This is a genomic window from Ornithinibacillus caprae (assembly GCF_009728145.1).
GTDB classification, from domain to species: domain Bacteria; phylum Bacillota; class Bacilli; order Bacillales; family Amphibacillaceae; genus Ornithinibacillus; species Ornithinibacillus caprae.
Map to the genome: position 1 here is coordinate 488,399 of NZ_WOCA01000001.1, position 20,257 is coordinate 508,655.

The window sequence follows — 20,257 nt, forward strand, 5'->3', positions numbered from 1 at the left end:
TAAAAATGGATATATTAATGAAAGCAATTAGTTTAATGGAGAATAATCAAAATGAAGCTGCTTTAGAAATGTTAAATAACTATATACCAACAGCAAATGATGAAGAACGATATGCAATTGCTGAGCTCTTCATCCAGTGGGGACTCCTAGACGAGGCGAAAGAACTACTAAATGATTTACTTCAACAATACCCAGAAGAAAATGATTTGAAAATCATGCTTGCTGATATATATATTGAACAAGAGGATGATGTTGAGGCTATTAATCTGCTAAGTGAGATTGATGAAAATGATGAATCCTATACCCAAGCATTAATTCAGTTAGCAGATCTTTACCAGGCGCAAGGTTTGCATGAAGTTGCTGAACAAAAGCTATTATTAGCAAAACAACATAATCCTAATGAAATAATTATAGATTTTGCGCTCGGTGAATTATATTTCTTTATTGGAGAGAGCAATAAAGCAATTACCCATTATAAAAAGGTTGCTCTACAAACCAATGAAATCGCAACTATTTCTATTTATGAACGTTTAGCTGAAGCGTATGCTGGTATTGGTGAATATGAGATGGCTGTAAATTTTTATCAAAAAGAAGAACATGAAAATGTAGACACACTGTTTAAGTATGGTATAGCTGCATATCAGGCGAATCGAAAAGATATTGCGATACATGTATGGGAAAAGGTAATTGAAGAGGATTCCTATTATCATACAGCATATTTCCAGCTAGCAAAAGCATATGAGGAAGAAGAAATGATCAAACAGGCATATGAAACTGCACAAAAGGGCATACAAGTCGATGAGTTTAATAAAGAGCTTTACTTATATACTGGAAGGTTGGCACATAAATTAGGTTATGACCATGAAAGTGAAAACTATGTTCGAGAATCAATAGCTCTAGATGTTGATTATAAAGAGGCAATCTTATTTTTAATCCAAATGCTTAAAGAAAAAGATAAATATGAAGAAATCGTGGAGTTATTAATCGAAACGAAAAATATTGGAGGAGACGACCCTATTTATGAATGGGAGATTGCTCGTGCCTATAAAGAAATTGAATCGTTTGATGATGCATTAAATCACTACCAGGAAGCATATAATAGCTTACAACATGATAGTGACTTCTTAAAAGAATATGGTTATTTTCTTACAGAGGAAGGGAGGAGAAAAGAAGCAGTTGAAGTTTTTGATAAGTACTTAGTGCAACAACCTCTAGATGAAAATGTTAGTGATTATGTTGAACGGTTAAGACAAATATAAATATTACTTAACGTTAATTTTCACAAGCTATACTGGATGATGAAGGAGGTAATCGTCCGAGAATGCAAACTCCTATTTCCATCAAAGATAAGAAAAGTTTTATCCAATGGTTTTTGAATAATTATCAATTAAAAAAGAGAGAAAGTGTTTGGATATTAAATTATTTAATAAACCATCATGAAATTTTAACAAATGTTCATTTTGTACGTGATGCTAAATTTTGTCCACGGAGTATTATTATTTCTAGTCACTGTTCAAAAGAAGTTCCATTTCGATTTTATAAAAATCATTTAGTTACAACAGATCCGGAAAAATCCTTTCATGATATCCGTCTGAATCAGGATGATCCATTATATATTCAACTCAATTTTAAAAATTCAAATCAATGTACGTTATATGCAGCGGTTCTAGAGGATAATCCATTTGTGCCTGATGAATACTTTATTACTCGTAAAGATAAAGACCTAGCTCAAAAGCTTTTGGACCATTCTCTTCTAAGCTATCGAAAGCAGCATGTATTACAAGAAATAGATCTTGCTTTAGATGAAGGAAACAAAGATAAATTTAATCAATTAGTGAAAGAGCTTAAAAATATAGACATGAATTGTTCGAATCAACCTTAATTGTGAAAGCAATAGGTTGATTTTTTTTGATTATATGAGATAAGATTTAAAAGGAGTTTCATATTATACCAATATTGGTTAACAATAATAGAAAGGTGACTTCTTATGAAATGGAATGAACAGGATATTGAAAATTATGTTGGTGCTAAGGAGTACATTGATACCATAATATTGCCATTACTCCCTTTTCAACTCTCTCAAGATGCTAATACGAAAAAGGATGCTTTTGCTTCAGAAGTACTAACAATCTTTTCGAATGAAATTGAAAAAGAATTAACTGGAAGAATCCTATTAACCCCAAGTTATTATTATTTGAAATCAGCAGATAAAGAACAAGAAGTAAAACGACTAAATGCATGGGTGGAAGATATGAAAAAACAACCATTTAAGCATATCTTTTACGTTTCATTTGACTCTTCTTGGAAAAAAAATGAAAAAGACTTAAATGGAAATTTATTATGGTTACCTGGTATCCAGTCCGGTGATGTGCATTCAGAAGAAATGCAAAAGCTTATTCGACAACAAGTCCAACAAATTGTTGAATTAATTCGTTCTTATTGGTAAATAACTAATAGATACATATTCACATTTTTCAGCCAAAATAAGAACTTTTTGTAACAATTTATATTATTTATTGACCAAGCAGATAGTTTGCGCTATCATGGTAATGTCCTAGTAATCTGAATAAAATATTTGTCCGTGATTAATGTAAAGAGGGGGGAAAATCATGAGTGAAGAAAAGCAACAAGTGTCCCGTCGACAATTTCTAAATTACACTCTTACAGGTGTAGGTGGATTTATGGCAGCAGGACTATTAATTTCACCAATACGTATGGCTATTGATCCTGTATTAAAACCATCAAGTGCTGGTGAGTATGCAAATGTTGGCTTAGCTGTTGAGGATATCACAACAGAGCCACAGCGTGTCGATTGGAAGATTGACCAGGTAGATGGATGGTATGAATCCAAAGTTAACAGATCTGCATGGGTATTTAAAAATGAGAATGATGAAATTATGGCATTGTCTCCTACATGTACACACCTTGGTTGTGTTGTTTCTTGGGAAGGCAGTGAGGACCATCCAAATGAATTTTTCTGCCCGTGTCATGATGGACGGTACTATAAAGATGGTACGAACATTGCGGGTACACCACCTACAAGACCATTAGATTTATATGACCATAAAGTTGAAAATGGAATGTTATACCTTGGTAAAGCACAAGTCAGAGGGGAGGCGTAATTATTTATGTTGCAAAAAATTTATGACTGGATTGATGAACGAATAGATATTACGCCGATCTGGCGCGATATCGCAGATCATGAGGTACCAGAACATGTTAACCCAGCACACCATTTCTCAGCTTTCGTATATTGTTTTGGTGGTTTAACGTTTTTCGTTGTTGTGATTCAAATTCTTTCTGGAATGTTTTTAACCATGTATTACGTTCCAGACATAGAAAATGCATGGAAATCAGTTTATTATTTACAAACTGAAGTAGCTCATGGTCAAATTGTTAGAGGAATGCATCACTGGGGTGCCAGTGTTGTAATTGTTATGCTATTACTACATACATTACGTGTATTTTTCCAAGGCGCATATAAAAAACCTCGTGAATTAAACTGGATGGTCGGAGTATTAATATTCTTTGTAATGCTTGGTCTAGGATTTACTGGTTATTTATTGCCATGGGATAACAAAGCATATTTCGCAACACAAGTTGGACTTGAAATTGCAGAGCAAGTTCCATTTATTGGAGAATATTTAAAAACATTGTTAGCTGGAGATGCTGAAATCGTTGGTGCTCAAACACTGACTCGATTCTTTGCTATCCATGTATTCTTCTTACCAGCAGCATTGTTTGGTTTAATGGCTGCTCACTTTATTCTAATACGTAGACAAGGTATTTCAGGACCACTATAAAAAGGAGGGAAAGCTGTGCATAAGGGTAAAGGAATGAAATTTGTAGGCGACTCTCGTGTGTCTGCCGAGCGAAAATCTCAAATACCAAAAGACTATTCTGAGTATCCTGGTAGAACAGAAGCTTTTTGGCCCAACTTTTTATTAAAAGAGTGGTTGGCTGGTTCTGTATTCTTAGTTGGATTCTTATCATTAACGTTAGCGCATCCATCACCACTTGAAGGTGTTGCTGACCCAACGAATGCAGCTTATATACCTCTACCAGACTGGTACTTCTTGTTCTTATATGAACTTTTAAAATATGAATTTGCCAGTGGACCATATGTAATATTTGGGATATTGGTAATACCTGGACTTGCATTTGGTGCGCTTCTATTAGCACCGTTTCTAGATAATGGGCCAGGACGTAGACCACATCAACGTCCGATTGCAGTAATTATGATGATCTTAGCATTAGCTTCAACTATTTGGTTAACATATACATCTGCTGAACATGTTGATTGGGAAACTCGTGCCGAACAGAATAAACCAATTCCGGAAAGTGATGTGGAAATTGATACATCACATGAAGGTTATGCTATTTACGAAGAAAATTGTATGACTTGTCATGGTGGAGAGTTAGAAGGTTCTCCAGCAGGTGCTCCGCTTATTGGTACAGAGCACTCTGCTGAGGAAATCGCTACGATTGCCAGAGACGGTATTGGTTCGATGCCAGCTGATCAATTTACAGGCTCTGATGAAGAATTAGAGCAACTGGTAGACTTCATCACTTCTGTAATTGAGCAAGCAGAATAATTAATAAACTTTGTTAAAAAACACCTTTGCCATATAACAATGGTAAAGGTGTTTTTATAAAGAGAGGATTTATTATGTTTAAGTTCATTTTGACAGACAAACGTTTTCTCATTCTATTATTCATTATCAATTTATGTGGAACCATTTATGGCTACATGTGGTATGAGTCGCAATTAGCTGTTACACCTCCTAAGTTTCTAATATTTGTTCCAGATAGTCCGACAGCTAGTCTTTTCTTTACAATCTTTTTATTGTTTTTTATCTTTAAGAAAAATGTACCTTACATAGAAGCGCTTGGTATGATTACATTATTTAAATATGGAATATGGGCTGTAGTAATGAATCTCTTGACTCTTATAATGAATGGATCACTTAGCCCTGCAGGGTATATGTTAATGGCATCTCACGCAGCTATGGCAATTCAAGGTCTTTTATATGCTCCGTATTATAAGATTAAATTAAGACATATTGCTGTTGCGGCTGTTTGGACATTACATAATGATGTTATTGATTATGTTTTCGGAATGATGCCCCGGTATTCTAGCCTGTCTGAATATATGAATCAAATTGGATATTTTACCTTTTGGCTTAGTATTTTATCCATTTGGATCGCTTACTACTTAACTGTTAGAAACAATAGGGACATTCAATCCATTAAATAGAACTGTTATATATAGCCTTACTCTCACATACATTAGTAATAAACACATGGTGAGAGGTGATCTCTATGAGAAAAATACATAAATGGTCTAACATGCGTTCTATATCTATAATCATAGGGATAATATGTATGGTTCTACTATTTGATATTTCTTCTGTATCAGCCGAAAGCGAAAGTACGAAAGGTTCAGCAGATATGATTCCCTTTTATTGGATGTTATTTATTGTTGGTGGGTGTATTGCGATTACATTATCCTATGTAAGTTGGAGAAAATATAAAGCAGAGAAGAAAAAAGACTCTGAAGAGAAGCAGAATAAAGATAAAATGATTGACTAATTAACCATTTTTGACTAAAATTGACCTTAAGATAGATCATTTATAAAATGGAGGAATTGCAGATGTTTAGTAGCTTAGGTGGTTATTTGATCTATATTGCATTGATATTAATTATTCCATTATGGGCGCAGTCTAGAGTAAAGAGTACGTATCGTAAATACGCTAAAGTTCCTACATCGTCTATGATGACTGGTGCGCAGGTCGCTCGTAAGATTTTGGATGACAATGGATTATATGATGTCCAAATCGAAGAAACCAAAGGACTTTTATCGGATCATTATGATCCAAGGAAAAAGGTTGTAAGATTGTCAACTGATATTTATCATGGCCATTCCATGGCTTCATCAGCAGTTGCTGCACATGAGGTTGGACACGCTATACAGGATGATCAAGCATATGCTTTCCTTCGTTTTCGTACAGCGTTAGTTCCTGTAGCTAGTCTTGGATCAAATCTGTCATTCTTCTTAATCCTAGCTGGATTTATTATGGGTGCTATGAATTTGGTTTTATTTGGTATCATTTTCATGGGCGCAGCGGTATTGTTCCAATTAGTAACATTACCAGTGGAATTTGATGCATCGAACCGTGCAATGACGCAAATGGTGTCTACTGGTATCATTAGGAATAATGAGGAACGTGAAACGAAAAAAGTATTAAATGCAGCTGCAATGACATATGTAGCGGCAGCATTAGTAGCAGTTGCTGAACTACTACGCTTTATCTTAATGTTTGTTGCAAGTAATAATGATTAAAATAAAGAAGCTAGACAAAAGTGTGTATCAATCAAAAGAAATCCGAACAATTAGTTCGGATTTTCATTTTGATCCAGCCGGAATGGAGCGTTTTGTTTCTTATGTGCGATATCCTCAATCAAAGTTTTCTCCTTACTTTTCAATTGGATTTTTGTTTTCATCTAATGTAAAGCCTTCACCAATTACATCATGTACGGAACTAACGGCAACAAAAGCATGTGGATCAATAGAATTAATGATACTTTTTAAACGCACAATCTCATTTCTTCCAATTACACAATATAATACATCTCTTTTTTCACCGGTAAAGCTCCCTCTACCATCTAACACCGTGACCCCTCGATCCATATCTTTTAAAATTCTTTCAGCGATTAGATCGCTCTCTGAAGAGATAATTGTTGCTCCTCTTGCAGCATATGCACCTTCCTGAATAAAATCAATTACACGTGCCCCTATATAAACTGCTACTAAGGTATACATTCCTTCTACTAACTCTAAAATAGTGAATACCGATGTAGCTATAACGACAAAATCAAATAAAAACATTGTTTTTCCCATACTCCAGCCTACGTACTTATGAACAATTCTAGCGATGATATCAACTCCACCAGTTGTACCACCATAGCGGAAAACAATACCTAGACCAACACCAATAAATACCCCTGCAAATAGGGAAGCAAGTGTCATATCAGATTGTAAATAAGTAGGAAAGGGATTTATTTGAAATATACTTAGGAAAAGCGAAACAGCTAATGTTCCGATAATCGTATATATAAATGTATTTCTTCCTAGAAACTTCCATCCAATAAATAGTACTGGTATATTTAAAATAATATTCGTAATTGCAGGATCCCAACGAAAAGCAAAATAAAGTAGTAAAGTAATTCCAGTAAAACCACCTTCACCTAAATTATTTTGCATATTAAAGTGAACAATTCCAAATGAAAATATTGCAGCGCCTATTATAATGAAAAAGATATTTTTTATCTTCAAACCAAAATACATATTAAATCCCTCCAATTCTGCATGTCTTCCCGTAACTCATCTTGCACTTTTTCCATTATAATCAATTTATTTAGGAAGAACAATTAAATATTGAATTGTCTTACCTTCGTAATCGTTTCTTTCAGTTTAAATAATTTGTCAAAATTAATCCTATTAGCTAACATAAAGGTAGATAAAATATTAATAAAGGAGTTTATGACCATCGCGCATCCAATATATACTACAGAAGAAATACAAAAACGAGTAGATGACTATATCTCTCAATTTAAAGAGGGATATTTTTCACCTTTAAGTTTAATGGCTAGATTAACGGAAGAGACCGGCGAACTTGCTAGGGAAGTGAACCATTATTATGGTGAAAAACCCAAAAAATCTACAGAAAAAGAAAAAACAATGGAAGAAGAACTAGGTGACATTATTTTTGTCTTAACCTGTTTTGCAAATTCATTAAATATAGATCTCTCGGAAGCATTTCATCTTGCTATGTCAAAATTTGAGACGCGAGATAAAGAAAGATGGACTAGAAAAGAATGATACGACAATAGGAGGAATACATCAATGACAGTAAAGGTAGTAATAGCTGGGCCAAGAGGAAGAATGGGAACGGAAGCAGTACAAATGGTAGCTAATGAGTCTAATTTTGATTTAGTGGCATGTATTGATCGGAAAATCGAGGATGCTAAGATAAGGAATTATCCAGCTTTATCTGATTTAAAGGTACCGGTATTCGAAGATCCTGAGGAATGCTTTCATACCGTTGAAGCTGACGTGTTCATAGATTTAACTGTCCCTGATGCATGTTTTGTCCATGCAACAATGGCTCTACAAAATAAAATTAGAACGGTTATAGGAACTTCAGGCCTTACGAATAATCAAATAGAAGAACTAACGATTACAGCAAAAAATAATCAAACTGGTTGTATTATTGCACCTAACTTTGCAATTGGTGCAGTATTAATGATGCTATTTGCTAAAATGGCAGCGAACTATTTCCCAGATGTAGAAATTATTGAAAAGCATCATGATCAAAAGTTAGACGCTCCTTCGGGTACTGCAGTTAAAACGTTAGAGCTTATTAAAGAAAATAGACAACCTAAAACACAGGGCCATCCAAATGAAGAAGAAACAATGCAAGGTGCTAGAGGCGCAACGGATGAGGGTATACATATACATAGTGTAAGACTTCCAGGTCTAGTGGCACATCAAGAAGTTATTTTTGGGGGTAGTGGACAAACGCTTTCCATTAAACATGATTCCATTGACCGGAAATCATTTATGTCGGGAATTAAATTTGCCGTGGAGAAGGTCATGGAAATCGATGACTTAGTGTACGGACTTGAAAATATCCTTGATAATTAATATTAAACGTAGCTTGATAATTGCTTAAAAGGGGGAGTAATATGAGGATCGCGTTAATTGCACATGATAAGAAAAAGCCTGAAATCATTCAATTTGCTATCGCATATAAATATGTTTTAAAGGATCATCAGTTATATGCTACAGGTACTACTGGTAAAAGAATAACAGAAGAGACAAATCTACCTATTCACCGATTTCAATCTGGTCCACTTGGTGGAGACCAACAAATTGGTGCCATGATTGCAAATAATGAAATGGATGTCGTTATATTTTTCCGCGATCCACTGACTGCACAACCACATGAACCAGATGTCAGTGCATTGATGAGACTTTGTGATGTCCATTTAATACCACTTGCTACAAATATCGCTGCTGCGGAAATTATCATTCGAGGATTAGAACGAGGAGATTTTGAGTGGCGGAAAACGATAAATAAACAAAAGGAAAGTGACAAATGAAAATAGGAATTACATGCTATCCTACAGTGGGTGGATCTGGCATCATTGCTACAGAATTAGGGAAATTATTAGCTGAAGCAGGACATGAAATACATTTTATTACATCTAGTCTTCCTTTTCGTCTGAATCGTATTTATCCGTCTATTTATTATCATGAAGTGGAAGTGAATCATTATCCGGTTTTTCAATATCCTCCGTATGATTTAGCACTTGCAAGTAAAATGGCAGAAGTAATAGATCGTGAAGAATTAGATATCCTTCATGTCCATTATGCTATACCACATGCAATTTGTGCTATTTTAGCAAAAGACATCGCCAAAAGAGATGTGAAGATTGTTACAACATTACATGGTACCGATATTACCGTTTTAGGTATTGATGATACATTTAAAAAGATGATTAAATATGGGATTGAACAATCAGACGCGGTAAGTGCTGTTTCATATAGTCTTGTGGAAGAAACAAAAGCAAGACTTGGTGTAGAAAAGGACCTTGACGTTATACATAACTTTGTTAATGAGCAAGAATATTACAAAAAAGATTTAAACGATCTAAAACAACAATATGGTATTCAACCAGGAGAAAAGGTAATTATTCATATTTCAAATTTTCGTAAAGTTAAACGGGTCGATGATGTTGTTCGCACATTTTACAAACTAAACCAACAGGTAGATGCAAAATTATTACTTGTCGGTGATGGTCCTGAGTATTCTAATGTTTGTGACTTAGTGAAGGAACTAGGATTAACTGATCGTGTGTTATTTTTAGGTAAACAAAAAAATATTAGTGATCTACTATCGATTTCTGATTTAAAGATACTAATGTCAGAAAAAGAAAGCTTTGGTTTAGTCTTATTAGAAGCAATGAACTGTGAAGTACCATGTATTGGAACAAACGTAGGTGGTATTCCAGAGGTTATTAAACATAATGAAACGGGCTTTATCGTGGAATTAGGAGATACAACATCGGCAGCTCTTTACGCAGAGAAATTATTGAAAGAAGAACGTTTGTTAGAACGTTTTTCAAAAAATGCTGCAGCATATGCAGAAAATAATTTTCATTCCTCTATTATTGTTAATAAATATGTAAACTTATATAATAGAATTTTATAATGCAATGAAAAATGGTGATTACATGTTAAAAGGTCCCTTTTTGGATGCTCGAGATGTGATAGAAATAATAGAAAGCAATGGTCATCAAGCCTATTTTGTTGGTGGATGTGTTCGCGATCTACTACTTGATCGACCAATAGGTGATATTGATATTACGACTTCTGCACCTCCAAACACTGTAATGAATTTGTTTAAAGAGGTCATTCCAGTTGGAATAGAGCATGGGACTGTTATTGTTCGGTATAATAAAGAATCTTATGAAGTCACAACATTCCGTGTCGAAGGTGAATATTCCGATCATAGGCATCCAGATCAAGTTGAATTTATTGATCAGCTTGATAAAGATTTGGAACGACGAGATTTTACGATTAATGCATTAGCAATGGACAAGGATGGAAAAATAACTGATTTATTTCATGGTGTTGAAGATTTACAGAAAAAAGTGATTCGAACAGTGGGGAGTGGAGTCGAACGATTTACGGAGGATCCGCTTCGAGTTATACGAGCACTGCGTTTTTCTAGTCAATTAGGTTTTTCTATTGAGGATGAAACGTTAGCAGCAATCCATCAAGTAAAAGATCAAATTGATAATCTTGCTGTGGAACGAATTACAAATGAAATGACTAAATTTCTAAGTGGAAATCACGTGCGGGTAGGACTTGATTATTTGAATGAGACGAAAATATATAATTATTTACCAGTATGGTCAAAGCACCCAGAAATCATAGATATAATTCCAAGGAATTTGCAACCACTAGGTTCTTTAGCAGAATTTTTTGCACTGTTGCACTTTAAAATGCCTTCGATTAGTATACAAACTTGGACAAAAGAATGGAAATGTTCGAATAAAGAGAGAACAGAGGCCCAGCATCTAATTACGGCATTAGCATATTTTCAGGACAATGGATTAGATCCTTGGTTGGTATATCAATTACCAAATCATTTCTATGGTGGATTTACCAGATTAGTTCATACTATTTTCACACCATCCAGTGTTTCACAGATAGATATGGAGAACCTAGATTCAAAACTTCCAATCCACTCTAGAAAAGAATTAGAAATTGACGGGAACATATTAATTGAGTTATTCCCAAATGTAAAAAAAGGACCGTGGATTCAGAAAGCATTAAGCAGATTAGAAAAGGAAGTTGTATTAGGTCATCTCGAAAATGATCAAATAATATTAAAGGAGTGGATAAAGTGGAATCCACCCGAAATAAATTAATTCATCTGTTAGAAGAAAATAAGGATACATATATATCTGGTCAATTTTTATCCGATAAATTAAATATCTCTCGTAGTGCCATTTGGAAACATATGAAAGAGCTCCAAAAAGATGGATACGAAATAGAAGGTATTCCGAAAAAGGGTTACCGCATCGTTGGTTTTCCAGACCGCTTAAGTGAGAATGCGTTACAGTGGGGATTAAAAACAGACTGGTTAGGGAAAACAATCATTCATAAAGAAGTAGTGACATCTACACAACATATTGCTCATCAGATCGCACAAGAAAATACGGAGCATGGAACAGTTATCATTGCTGATGAGCAAACAAATGGGAAAGGAAGAATGAATCGTCATTGGTATTCATCACGTGATAAAGGAATTTGGTTAAGTATCATATTGCGACCATCTATTCTTCCTTACCTTGCTCCGCAGTTAACTTTATTATCTGCTTGTGTATTGGCTGATGTGATTAGTCAACAATCGGAATTAATACCAAAGATTAAGTGGCCAAATGATATCTTAGTGGATGGAAAAAAAATCGCTGGGATTCTAACCGAAATGCAAGCTGAACAAGACCAAATACAATATGTTGTTATTGGAATAGGTATAAATGTAAACCATAATCATAATGACCTACCATCTGATATTCAAGCAAAAGCATCTTCCATTTTAATGGAAACTAATAGGAATTGGGATATCAAACACTTCATTCAACAAATATTAGTGACCTTTGAAAAGGAATATAACGAATATATCGAGCATGGGTTTACACATGTAAAGAAAAAATGGGAAAGCTATAGTTTTAAAATAGGTGAACCAATACGTATTAGCACGTTAAAAAGTCAATGGACAGCAATTTTTTCAGGTATAGCTGAAGACGGTGCCTTACTTGTGAGAAACAATGATGGAACAACTGAAAAATTATATTCTGCTGAGATTGACTGGTTCCATGAAGTCTAGCATAATCATAACTTACCTATAGCATTGTATATAGTAAGTTACTCTTATCAAAAATTTTGATAAGAGTTTTGATTATGTTAAAAATAAAAAGAGAATATATGTGAAAGGTGGGGGTGAAATGGATAGATATGTGGTCATAGATCTTGAAACAACAGGGAATATAACAAATAATGATCAAATCATCGAAGTAGGCATTGTTGTGATTGAAGGCAATAACATTATCGATGAATATTCAACATTACTTCGACCAAATAAACCAATCCCACCATTTATTTCTAAGTTAACTGGTATTTCAGATAGTGATGTGGAATTCGCTCCAGTTTTTGAGGAAGTAGCAGGGGACATTGTCGAATTATTTAGAGATAGCTATTTAATTGCACATAATGTTCCTTTTGATCTAGGGTTTCTCAATTCAGAGTTAGAATTATTTGGTATGAATAGATTAAAGAATCCGGTTCTAGATACCGTAGAATTAACTCGTATATTATTTCCGCAAGCTCCTAGTTATAAATTAAATCAGCTAGCGGAGTATTTTAAGATTACTCATGAGGATCCGCATCGAGCGCTTTCAGATGCTTATGTTACCGCAAACTTGTTTTTAAAACTGAAGCAAAAGGTTCAATCACTCCCGTTAGAGACGATAAAACACTTGATAAAGTTGGAAAAAACATTAAAATCTGATGTATTCGAACTATTTCAGAAGCAACAGGATCATTTAATGTTTACAACAACTGGGAATTCTTTTTTCGAATCATATAAAGGATTAGCGATTCGTTCTATAGATTATGATGTAGATCCAGAGGAATTACCAGTAGAACCATTTGGTGAATATCTAGATCAAATATATGAACCAAATGGAACAATGGAAAAAGTATTACATCACTATGAAAAAAGAGTAGGTCAACGCGAGATGTCCGAATACATCTATGATGCATTTCAGATGAGAAAACATGCTATTATAGAAGCGGAAACAGGAACGGGGAAATCAGTCGCTTATTTATTGCCAGCAGTCTATGAAGCAAAGAAAAAGAATCAACGTATTATGATTAGTACTTATACAACGCAGCTTCAAGCTCAACTATTAGAAGAAGAGATTCCCATGATCGAAAAACTGATCTCTTTTCCGATAAATGTCGCGCTATTAAAAGGTAGACAACACTATATCGATGTAGATAAATTCGCAAAAACATTAAGAGATAATCAACAAGATAACTACGATGTAACACTCACAAAAGCTATGATATTAGTTTGGTTAACAGAAACGATCACAGGGGATATTGATGAACTACATTTACCATCAAGTGGGTATTTATTTTATGAAAAAATAAGCTCAGATATAAAAGAAAATGGTAGCGTACCTACAACAAAATATTCTTTTTACCATCTTGCACGAAAGAAGGCACAGGTAGCAGACATTCTAATTACAAATCATGCATTATTATGTAGTGATATTTTTAATGAGTATCAATTATTACCAACGTATGAAAAAATCATTATTGATGAAGCGCATCATTTAGAAGAAACCGCTTCTCGTCATTATGGATTGAAATTAGATTATGTGAATGTACAGCATACCCTTAATCGGATCGGTGCAATAAATGCGGATAAATGGATCGATGAGATTTCTATAACGGACAAGCTATCATTAGAAAGTTGGAATGACCTATTATCAAAAACAAAATATGAAGTAGATGATTTGTTTCGAACATTATTTAAATATGTGCTAGTAAATCAAGCAAATAAACATGCGCATAGCGACATTGGACGGATTCAATATCGATTTACTGAAGAAGATTTTGGCAATAAAAAATGGAATGTTATTAAGGAAATGACAAATAGAATTATTTTTTATTGTAAAGAGCAAATTCGCTTTCTAACTCAGATAGGTGAAAAAGCACAAGAAGATGATACCGATCTGATCAGCAGTATTAAAAAGTTACAAACTTTAGTCGAACAGCTCCAACATTTATTTATATACAATTCTACAGAGGACTTTGTTAATTGGATCGAAATAGAAGCAAATGGTGCTAAAAATGCAGTTTATGTTTACAGTGAACCTAGAGATATTTCTAAAACAATGGAGAAATTATTTTTTCGGGAAAAAGAAAGCATTATTTTAACCAGCGCAACATTAACAATGAAAAATTCTTTTAGTTTCATCAAACAGCGATTAGGCGTACCTCTAGACCGTTTAGTTACAAAAAAAATACAATCGCCGTTTTCATATCAAGATCAAGTAAGATTGATGGTACCAAACGACTTTCCTGATATTAAAACAAGTAATATCGATGATTTTGTTTTTGCTACATGTGAAGCTATATTGTCTTTAGCAGAAATTACAAATGGAAGAATGATGATCTTATTTACATCTTATGATATGTTAAAACGAGCATATGAACTAATTAGAGAAATGATGGTAGTCGATGAATATGTACTGATTGCTCAAGGAATAACAAGTGGTAGCAGATCTCGATTAAAGAAAAATTTTCAAACTTTTGATCAAGCTATCTTATTTGGAACTAGTTCATTTTGGGAAGGTGTTGATATTCCAGGTGATGATCTGTCTTGTTTGATGATTGTCCGCTTACCATTTCAGCCACCACACCATCCGGTTTATGAAGCAAAGGCAAATTATTTACAAGCACATAAAAAAAATCCTTTTTATGAATTAGCTTTACCAAATGCAGTAATACGATTTAAACAAGGATTTGGTAGGCTGATTCGTTCGGCTACAGACAGAGGAATCGTCTTTGTATGTGATGCACGTATAGTAAAAGCAAGTTACGGAAAATATTTTACTGATTCCATACCAGATGTTCCAATTGCACATAAATCTACGGCAAAATTAATGGAACAAGCAAAAAAATGGTTTTAGTTAAGCTCTGAAGAAAAAAATACTGATGCAGTAATTGCATCAGTATTGTAAAATGGAATGGTATGGATTAGGAGAAATTTTGTTGAAGTAAAAAACAAGACCAAATACTTCTAATGCTGGCTATATTATTAGTGTATTTCATCTTACTTTGTTCAACGTATCTTTAGTATGGACGAACAATTGCATTATATGATTAACAATATATGATAAAAGAAACAGCTTTTAGTGGAGGGTAAAATAATGGTTCAATATTTAATAAATGTTAAGTGCTTAAAGCTTCAAGATCTCATCAATAATACTCATCTGTTATTGGTTAAATCATGATTAAGTATTTTAAATATGAACGTCGTATAACCCCGTCATGGGTTAAATGGAGTTTTTTAGTACTTATACTGTTACTTATCATTGTTATTGTTTATAGTGTATTCTTTTATCAAGCTATTCTTAACAATAAAACAGAGGGATTTGACCACACAAGAAATAAGGTACTGCAAACAACTGATATTGTTGAAATTGAGGTTATAAATCGTTTCCATGGTGAAACATCCTATCATGTTGTCTCGGGTTTAACGGAAGAAAACATGGAACAAATTATTTTTGTTCCTTTATCTGATGAGGAAGAAGAATTGATTATTCTTGATCAAGATGAAATTATGTCGTATCAATCCATAAAAACAAAATGGGAAAATGATTGTAAAGATTGTGATCTTATAAAAATCACCCCTGCTGTTTTAGAAGATTCTCCGTTATGGGAACTAACTTATAAAGACCATTCAGACCGTTACGTCATTGATTATGTGTCAATGCACGATGGTTCACGGTATGAACAGCTACGCTTAAGAAAAACATTCAAATAGAGAGAGGTAGATCATAATGCATATTTCAAATCGGGTTAAAACCTTAACACCTTCAACAACTTTAGCTATTACTGCCAAGGCAAAACAATTAAAACTCGAGGGATATGATGTTATTGGACTAGGTGCTGGTGAACCTGACTTCAATACACCAGAGTACATACTTCATGCAGCGAAAAATGCGATGGACCAAGGATTAACCAAATATACTCCAGCAGGTGGAGTAGCCGATCTTAAACAAGCAATCATTCAAAAATTTTCAAATGATAATCAACTGGAGTATAAGCCAACGGAAGTTATTGTAACGACTGGTGCTAAACATGCTTTATATACGTTATTTCAGGTTATACTTAATGATGGAGATGAGGTAATTGTCCCTTCACCTTATTGGGTAAGTTACCCAGAGCAAGTAAAGTTGGCTGGAGGTCAACCTGTAATCCTTGAAGCTACGGAAGAAAATAATTTTAAATTAACACCGAGTCAGTTAGAGACATCCATTACTGAAAAAACAAAGGCATTAATCATAAATTCACCTAGTAATCCAACAGGTATGATGTATAGTGAAGATGAATTAAGACAATTAGGGGAAGTGTGTTTAAAACATGATGTCTTAATTATTTCAGATGAAATTTATGAAAAGTTAATTTACACAGATGATGCACATATATCAATTGCACAGCTTTCTAATGAACTGAAGGCTCAAACCGTTGTTATTAATGGTTTATCTAAATCACATGCGATGACTGGGTGGCGTATTGGATATGCAGCGGGACCAGAAATGATTATTAATGCAATGACCAATTTAGCATCACATTCAACTTCTAATCCGACATCTATTGCACAGTATGCAGCTTTAGCAGCCTATCAAGAAGAGAAAGATCCAACGATTGAAATGAGAAAAGTGTTTACAGATCGGTTAAATACATTATATGATTTATTAGAAGAAATTCCTGGAATTACTTGCTTAAAACCTAAAGGCGCTTTCTATCTGTTCCCAAATGTAACTGAAGCTGTTAAAAATAATGGATTTAAAACAGTAGATGACTGGGTTGCTGCATTATTGGAAGAAGAAAAGGTGGCAATCGTTCCTGGTTCTGGATTTGGTGCACCAAATAATATCCGATTATCCTATGCAACTTCAAAAGAGCAGCTAATTGAAGCAGCAGCAAGAATCAAACGTTTTGTTGAAAAACATCAAGCTTAATTTAAAAATGAATAACTGATTTTGGAGGTAATATTTTTGAAAACGACAATCGCTAAAGTATCAGAATATGAAGGACAAACAGTAACAATTGGTGCATGGCTTGCTAATAAACGATCAAGTGGTAAAATAGCATTTTTACAACTACGTGATGGAACTGGATTTATGCAAGGAGTTGTAGTTAAAAACGACGTTGAAGAAGAAATATTTAATCTTGCTAAAAACATAACTCAGGAATCATCCATGTACATAACAGGGAAAATTGTAGAAGATTCCCGTTCACCATTAGGTTATGAAATGCAAGTAGAAACGATCGAACTTATCCATGAAGCAGTTGATTACCCAATTACACCGAAGGAGCACGGTACGGAGTTTTTAATGGATCATCGTCACTTATGGCTTCGTTCGAAACGACAGCATGCTATCATGAAAGTTCGTAATGAGATTATACGTGCAACATATCAGTTCTTCAATGAAAACGGATATGTAAAGGTAGATCCACCAATTTTAACGGGGTCATCCGCGGAAGGAACAACAGAATTGTTCCACACGAAATATTTCGAAGAGGAAGCATACTTATCACAGAGTGGTCAGTTGTACATGGAAGCTGCTGCAATGGCACTAGGAAAGGTGTTCTCTTTTGGTCCAACCTTCCGTGCAGAAAAGTCAAAAACACGTAGACATTTAATTGAATTTTGGATGATTGAACCTGAAATGGCTTTTGTTGAACATGCAGAAAGTCTTGAAATTCAAGAACAGTATGTAAGCTTTATCGTTCAATCCGTATTGGAGAATTGTAAATTAGAATTAGAAACATTAGGTCGCGATACATCGAAGCTAGAAAATATAAAAGCACCTTTCCCGAGAATTTCCTATGATGATGCAATTGAATTATTAAAGGAAAAAGGATTTACAGATATAGAGTGGGGAGAAGATTTTGGTGCTCCTCATGAAACCGCAATTGCTGAGAGCTTTGATAAACCAGTATTTATTACAAATTATCCAGCGGACATTAAAGCATTCTATATGCAGCCACATCCTGAAAGACCAGAAGTTGTTTTATGTGCTGACCTTATTGCACCGGAAGGCTATGGTGAAATAATTGGTGGGTCGGAACGGATTAATGATTTAGAGTTAATGAAAGAAAGATATGAACAACATGGACTCAGTGGAGACGCATATAAATGGTACCTAGAATTAAGACAGTATGGAAGTGTGCCACATTCAGGATTTGGTTTAGGATTAGAAAGAACAGTTGCTTGGTTATCAGGAGTTGACCATGTTCGTGAAACAATTCCATTTCCTCGTCTACTTAACCGTCTATATCCTTAATAAAAAGTAAGAAACGTTACTTATCTGGTTACCATCTAGTTTAAAAATAGTCCAGAAAGCTATTATTTCTACTTCATATAAAATCCCTTGCAATGAAATATGCGAGGGATTTTATTGTTCGATAAATAGGTAGAACATGCTATACTAATGAGGAGGTGTAAGCATATGACAAAAACCATACCAATTCAACAAATATTGCTAAATCAACTATCAATTCCAGAAAAACTTATTACGTCTTATCATAAATTAGGCCTAAATGAGACAGAGCTTATGGTAATTATTCAAATATATCGCTTTATTAATCAAAACAATTTTTTTCCAACACCAAGTGAATTATCATCCTATTTAACAATTGAGGAGAAAGACTGCGCTAAAATTTTAAGGAAATTGATGCAAAAAAGTATATTAACGATTGAGCAGCTTGAAAACGAGCAAAACCAATTGTCTGAAGCTTATTCATTAGAACCACTTTGGGAAAGGCTTTATTCTATACAAGAAGAAAAAAAGGAAGAGCAGCTAGAAGGCACCTTATTTATTCTATTTGAGCAGGAGTTTGGAAGGCCATTATCACCTTTTGAAATTGAAACAATAAATACCTGGCTAGATGAAGATGAAATATCTCCTGCATTGATAAAAGCTGGACTTAGAGAATCAGTTTTAATGAGTAAATTAAACTTTAAATATATTGATCGTATCCTTCGTGAATGGAAAAGAAAAGGAATCCACACCGTAGAACAAGCACGAGAAGCTAGTAAGAATTTTCATGGGAAGAACCCATCCTACAATCAAGAAACTAAAAAGGAGAGAGATACTTCCTTTTATTATAACTGGCTAGAAGGGGAAGAGTAACAAATGCTAAATAAAAAACAAATTCGATTTTGTTTAGATGAAATGGAGAAAATGTTTCCAAATGCAGATTGTGAATTAACCCATTCCAATCCATTTGAGCTTGTAATCGCTGTATTATTATCTGCACAATGTACGGATGTTTTAGTGAATAAGGTGACAAAAGATTTATTTAAGAAATATAAAACACCAGAAGATTATTTAAATGTATCGCTTGAAGAACTTCAAAATGATATTCGTTCCATTGGATTATACCGCAACAAAGCAAAGAACATTCAAAAGCTATGCAACGTATTACTTGATGAATACGGTGGAGAAGTACCAAGTTCTAAGGCTGAATTAGAAAAACTAGCAGGAGTAGGAAGAAAAACTGCTAATGTAGTTGCTTCAGTAGCGTTTGGTGAACCAGCCATTGCAGTAGATACACATGTTGAACGTGTTTCCAAACGTTTGGGGATCTGCAGGTGGAAAGACTCAGTACTAGAAGTAGAAAAAACACTAATGAAAAAAGTACCAAAGAACGAATGGAGCGTTACGCATCATCGGATGATCTTCTTTGGCCGTTATCACTGCAAAGCAAAAAATCCAAATTGTTCGGAATGCCCATTATTAGAAGTGTGTAGGGAAGGGCAGAAGAGAATGAAAAAAGAAAATGCAAGCTAACAAAAGGCGGATATTCTTGAA

At 34.3% G+C, this 20,257-nt stretch carries 22 protein-coding genes; 21 read left to right on the top strand and 1 reads right to left on the bottom strand.

The window, feature by feature from the left end; translation table 11 throughout:
- The first annotated feature begins 5 nt into the window (after positions 1 to 5).
- The 9 genes from GMD78_RS02535 to GMD78_RS02575 all read left to right on the top strand — a co-directional run bounded on the left by GMD78_RS02535 (position 6) and on the right by GMD78_RS02575 (position 6,344).
- Positions 6 to 1,259, top strand: a complete 1,254-nt coding sequence (locus GMD78_RS02535; protein ID WP_155666805.1) for a tetratricopeptide repeat protein — start codon at positions 6 to 8, stop codon at positions 1,257 to 1,259.
- 62 nt (positions 1,260 to 1,321) lie between these two features.
- Positions 1,322 to 1,882: a ReoY family proteolytic degradation factor gene (locus GMD78_RS02540; RefSeq protein WP_155666807.1), complete on the top strand. Its 561-nt coding sequence runs from the start codon at positions 1,322 to 1,324 to the stop codon at positions 1,880 to 1,882.
- 105 nt (positions 1,883 to 1,987) lie between these two features.
- The gene (locus GMD78_RS02545) at positions 1,988 to 2,446 is read left to right on the top strand and encodes a YpiF family protein (RefSeq protein WP_155666809.1); all 459 of its coding nucleotides are present in this window, start codon (positions 1,988 to 1,990) and stop codon (positions 2,444 to 2,446) included.
- A gap of 163 nt (positions 2,447 to 2,609) precedes the next feature.
- Positions 2,610 to 3,122: a QcrA and Rieske domain-containing protein gene (locus GMD78_RS02550; protein ID WP_155666811.1), complete on the top strand. Its 513-nt coding sequence runs from the start codon at positions 2,610 to 2,612 to the stop codon at positions 3,120 to 3,122.
- A 6-nt stretch (positions 3,123 to 3,128) separates the two neighbouring features.
- Positions 3,129 to 3,803 carry a menaquinol-cytochrome c reductase cytochrome b subunit gene (qcrB, locus tag GMD78_RS02555; RefSeq protein ID WP_155666813.1) on the top strand — a complete coding sequence of 225 codons (675 nt, stop codon included), beginning with the start codon at positions 3,129 to 3,131 and terminating at the stop codon, positions 3,801 to 3,803.
- A gap of 15 nt (positions 3,804 to 3,818) precedes the next feature.
- Positions 3,819 to 4,595 carry a menaquinol-cytochrome c reductase cytochrome b/c subunit gene (locus GMD78_RS02560; RefSeq protein ID WP_343042069.1) on the top strand — a complete coding sequence of 259 codons (777 nt, stop codon included), beginning with the start codon at positions 3,819 to 3,821 and terminating at the stop codon, positions 4,593 to 4,595.
- A 74-nt stretch (positions 4,596 to 4,669) separates the two neighbouring features.
- Entirely contained in the window at positions 4,670 to 5,257 is a 588-nt protein-coding gene (gene lhaT / locus GMD78_RS02565) for a lipoprotein heptaprenylglyceryl N-acetyltransferase LhaT (RefSeq protein WP_155666815.1), read from the top strand.
- Between the two features lie 65 nt (positions 5,258 to 5,322).
- Positions 5,323 to 5,592: a sporulation protein YpjB gene (locus tag GMD78_RS02570; RefSeq protein ID WP_155666817.1), complete on the top strand. Its 270-nt coding sequence runs from the start codon at positions 5,323 to 5,325 to the stop codon at positions 5,590 to 5,592.
- A 62-nt stretch (positions 5,593 to 5,654) separates the two neighbouring features.
- Positions 5,655 to 6,344 (top strand): zinc metallopeptidase, encoded by a 690-nt coding sequence (locus tag GMD78_RS02575; protein ID WP_155666819.1) that lies wholly within the window; start codon positions 5,655 to 5,657, stop codon positions 6,342 to 6,344.
- Positions 6,345 to 6,476: 132 nt separating this feature from the next.
- Here GMD78_RS02575 and GMD78_RS02580 read toward each other — a convergent pair whose 3' ends face one another.
- Positions 6,477 to 7,349, bottom strand: coding sequence for a YitT family protein (locus tag GMD78_RS02580; protein ID WP_155666821.1), 873 nt, complete (start codon positions 7,347 to 7,349; stop codon positions 6,477 to 6,479).
- A 195-nt stretch (positions 7,350 to 7,544) separates the two neighbouring features.
- Between GMD78_RS02580 and GMD78_RS02585 the strand changes: the two genes are divergently transcribed.
- The 12 genes from GMD78_RS02585 (at position 7,545) to nth (ending at position 20,236) form a co-directional block, all read left to right on the top strand.
- On the top strand, positions 7,545 to 7,883 hold the full coding sequence (locus GMD78_RS02585; RefSeq protein ID WP_155666823.1) for a nucleotide pyrophosphohydrolase: 339 nt from the start codon (positions 7,545 to 7,547) through the stop codon (positions 7,881 to 7,883).
- 24 nt (positions 7,884 to 7,907) lie between these two features.
- The gene (gene dapB / locus GMD78_RS02590) at positions 7,908 to 8,708 is read left to right on the top strand and encodes a 4-hydroxy-tetrahydrodipicolinate reductase (RefSeq protein WP_155666825.1); all 801 of its coding nucleotides are present in this window, start codon (positions 7,908 to 7,910) and stop codon (positions 8,706 to 8,708) included.
- A gap of 41 nt (positions 8,709 to 8,749) precedes the next feature.
- On the top strand, positions 8,750 to 9,166 hold the full coding sequence (locus GMD78_RS02595) for a methylglyoxal synthase (protein WP_155666827.1): 417 nt from the start codon (positions 8,750 to 8,752) through the stop codon (positions 9,164 to 9,166).
- The gene (bshA, locus tag GMD78_RS02600; protein ID WP_155666829.1) at positions 9,163 to 10,278 is read left to right on the top strand and encodes an N-acetyl-alpha-D-glucosaminyl L-malate synthase BshA; all 1,116 of its coding nucleotides are present in this window, start codon (positions 9,163 to 9,165) and stop codon (positions 10,276 to 10,278) included. The genes GMD78_RS02595 and bshA overlap by 4 nt, the downstream gene beginning before the upstream one ends.
- 55 nt (positions 10,279 to 10,333) lie before the next feature.
- A complete protein-coding gene (locus tag GMD78_RS02605) occupies positions 10,334 to 11,503 on the top strand; it encodes a CCA tRNA nucleotidyltransferase (protein ID WP_343042070.1) in 1,170 nt (389 codons plus the stop codon).
- Positions 11,479 to 12,465: a biotin--[acetyl-CoA-carboxylase] ligase gene (locus tag GMD78_RS02610; RefSeq protein WP_343042071.1), complete on the top strand. Its 987-nt coding sequence runs from the start codon at positions 11,479 to 11,481 to the stop codon at positions 12,463 to 12,465. Before GMD78_RS02605 ends, GMD78_RS02610 begins: the two co-directional genes overlap by 25 nt.
- 118 nt (positions 12,466 to 12,583) lie before the next feature.
- Positions 12,584 to 15,340, top strand: a complete 2,757-nt coding sequence (gene dinG / locus GMD78_RS02615) for an ATP-dependent DNA helicase DinG (protein ID WP_155666833.1) — start codon at positions 12,584 to 12,586, stop codon at positions 15,338 to 15,340.
- 320 nt (positions 15,341 to 15,660) lie between these two features.
- On the top strand, positions 15,661 to 16,197 hold the full coding sequence (locus GMD78_RS02620) for a cell wall elongation regulator TseB-like domain-containing protein (RefSeq protein WP_155666835.1): 537 nt from the start codon (positions 15,661 to 15,663) through the stop codon (positions 16,195 to 16,197).
- A 16-nt stretch (positions 16,198 to 16,213) separates the two neighbouring features.
- A complete protein-coding gene (locus GMD78_RS02625) occupies positions 16,214 to 17,398 on the top strand; it encodes a pyridoxal phosphate-dependent aminotransferase (protein WP_155666837.1) in 1,185 nt (394 codons plus the stop codon).
- 36 nt (positions 17,399 to 17,434) lie between these two features.
- The gene (gene asnS, locus GMD78_RS02630) at positions 17,435 to 18,727 is read left to right on the top strand and encodes an asparagine--tRNA ligase (protein WP_155666839.1); all 1,293 of its coding nucleotides are present in this window, start codon (positions 17,435 to 17,437) and stop codon (positions 18,725 to 18,727) included.
- Positions 18,728 to 18,892: 165 nt separating this feature from the next.
- Complete coding sequence (locus GMD78_RS02635) at positions 18,893 to 19,576, top strand: DnaD domain-containing protein (RefSeq protein WP_155666842.1); 684 nt, start codon at positions 18,893 to 18,895, stop codon at positions 19,574 to 19,576.
- Between the two features lie 3 nt (positions 19,577 to 19,579).
- Positions 19,580 to 20,236, top strand: coding sequence for an endonuclease III (nth, locus tag GMD78_RS02640; RefSeq protein ID WP_155666844.1), 657 nt, complete (start codon positions 19,580 to 19,582; stop codon positions 20,234 to 20,236).
- Positions 20,237 to 20,257 lie beyond the last annotated feature (21 nt).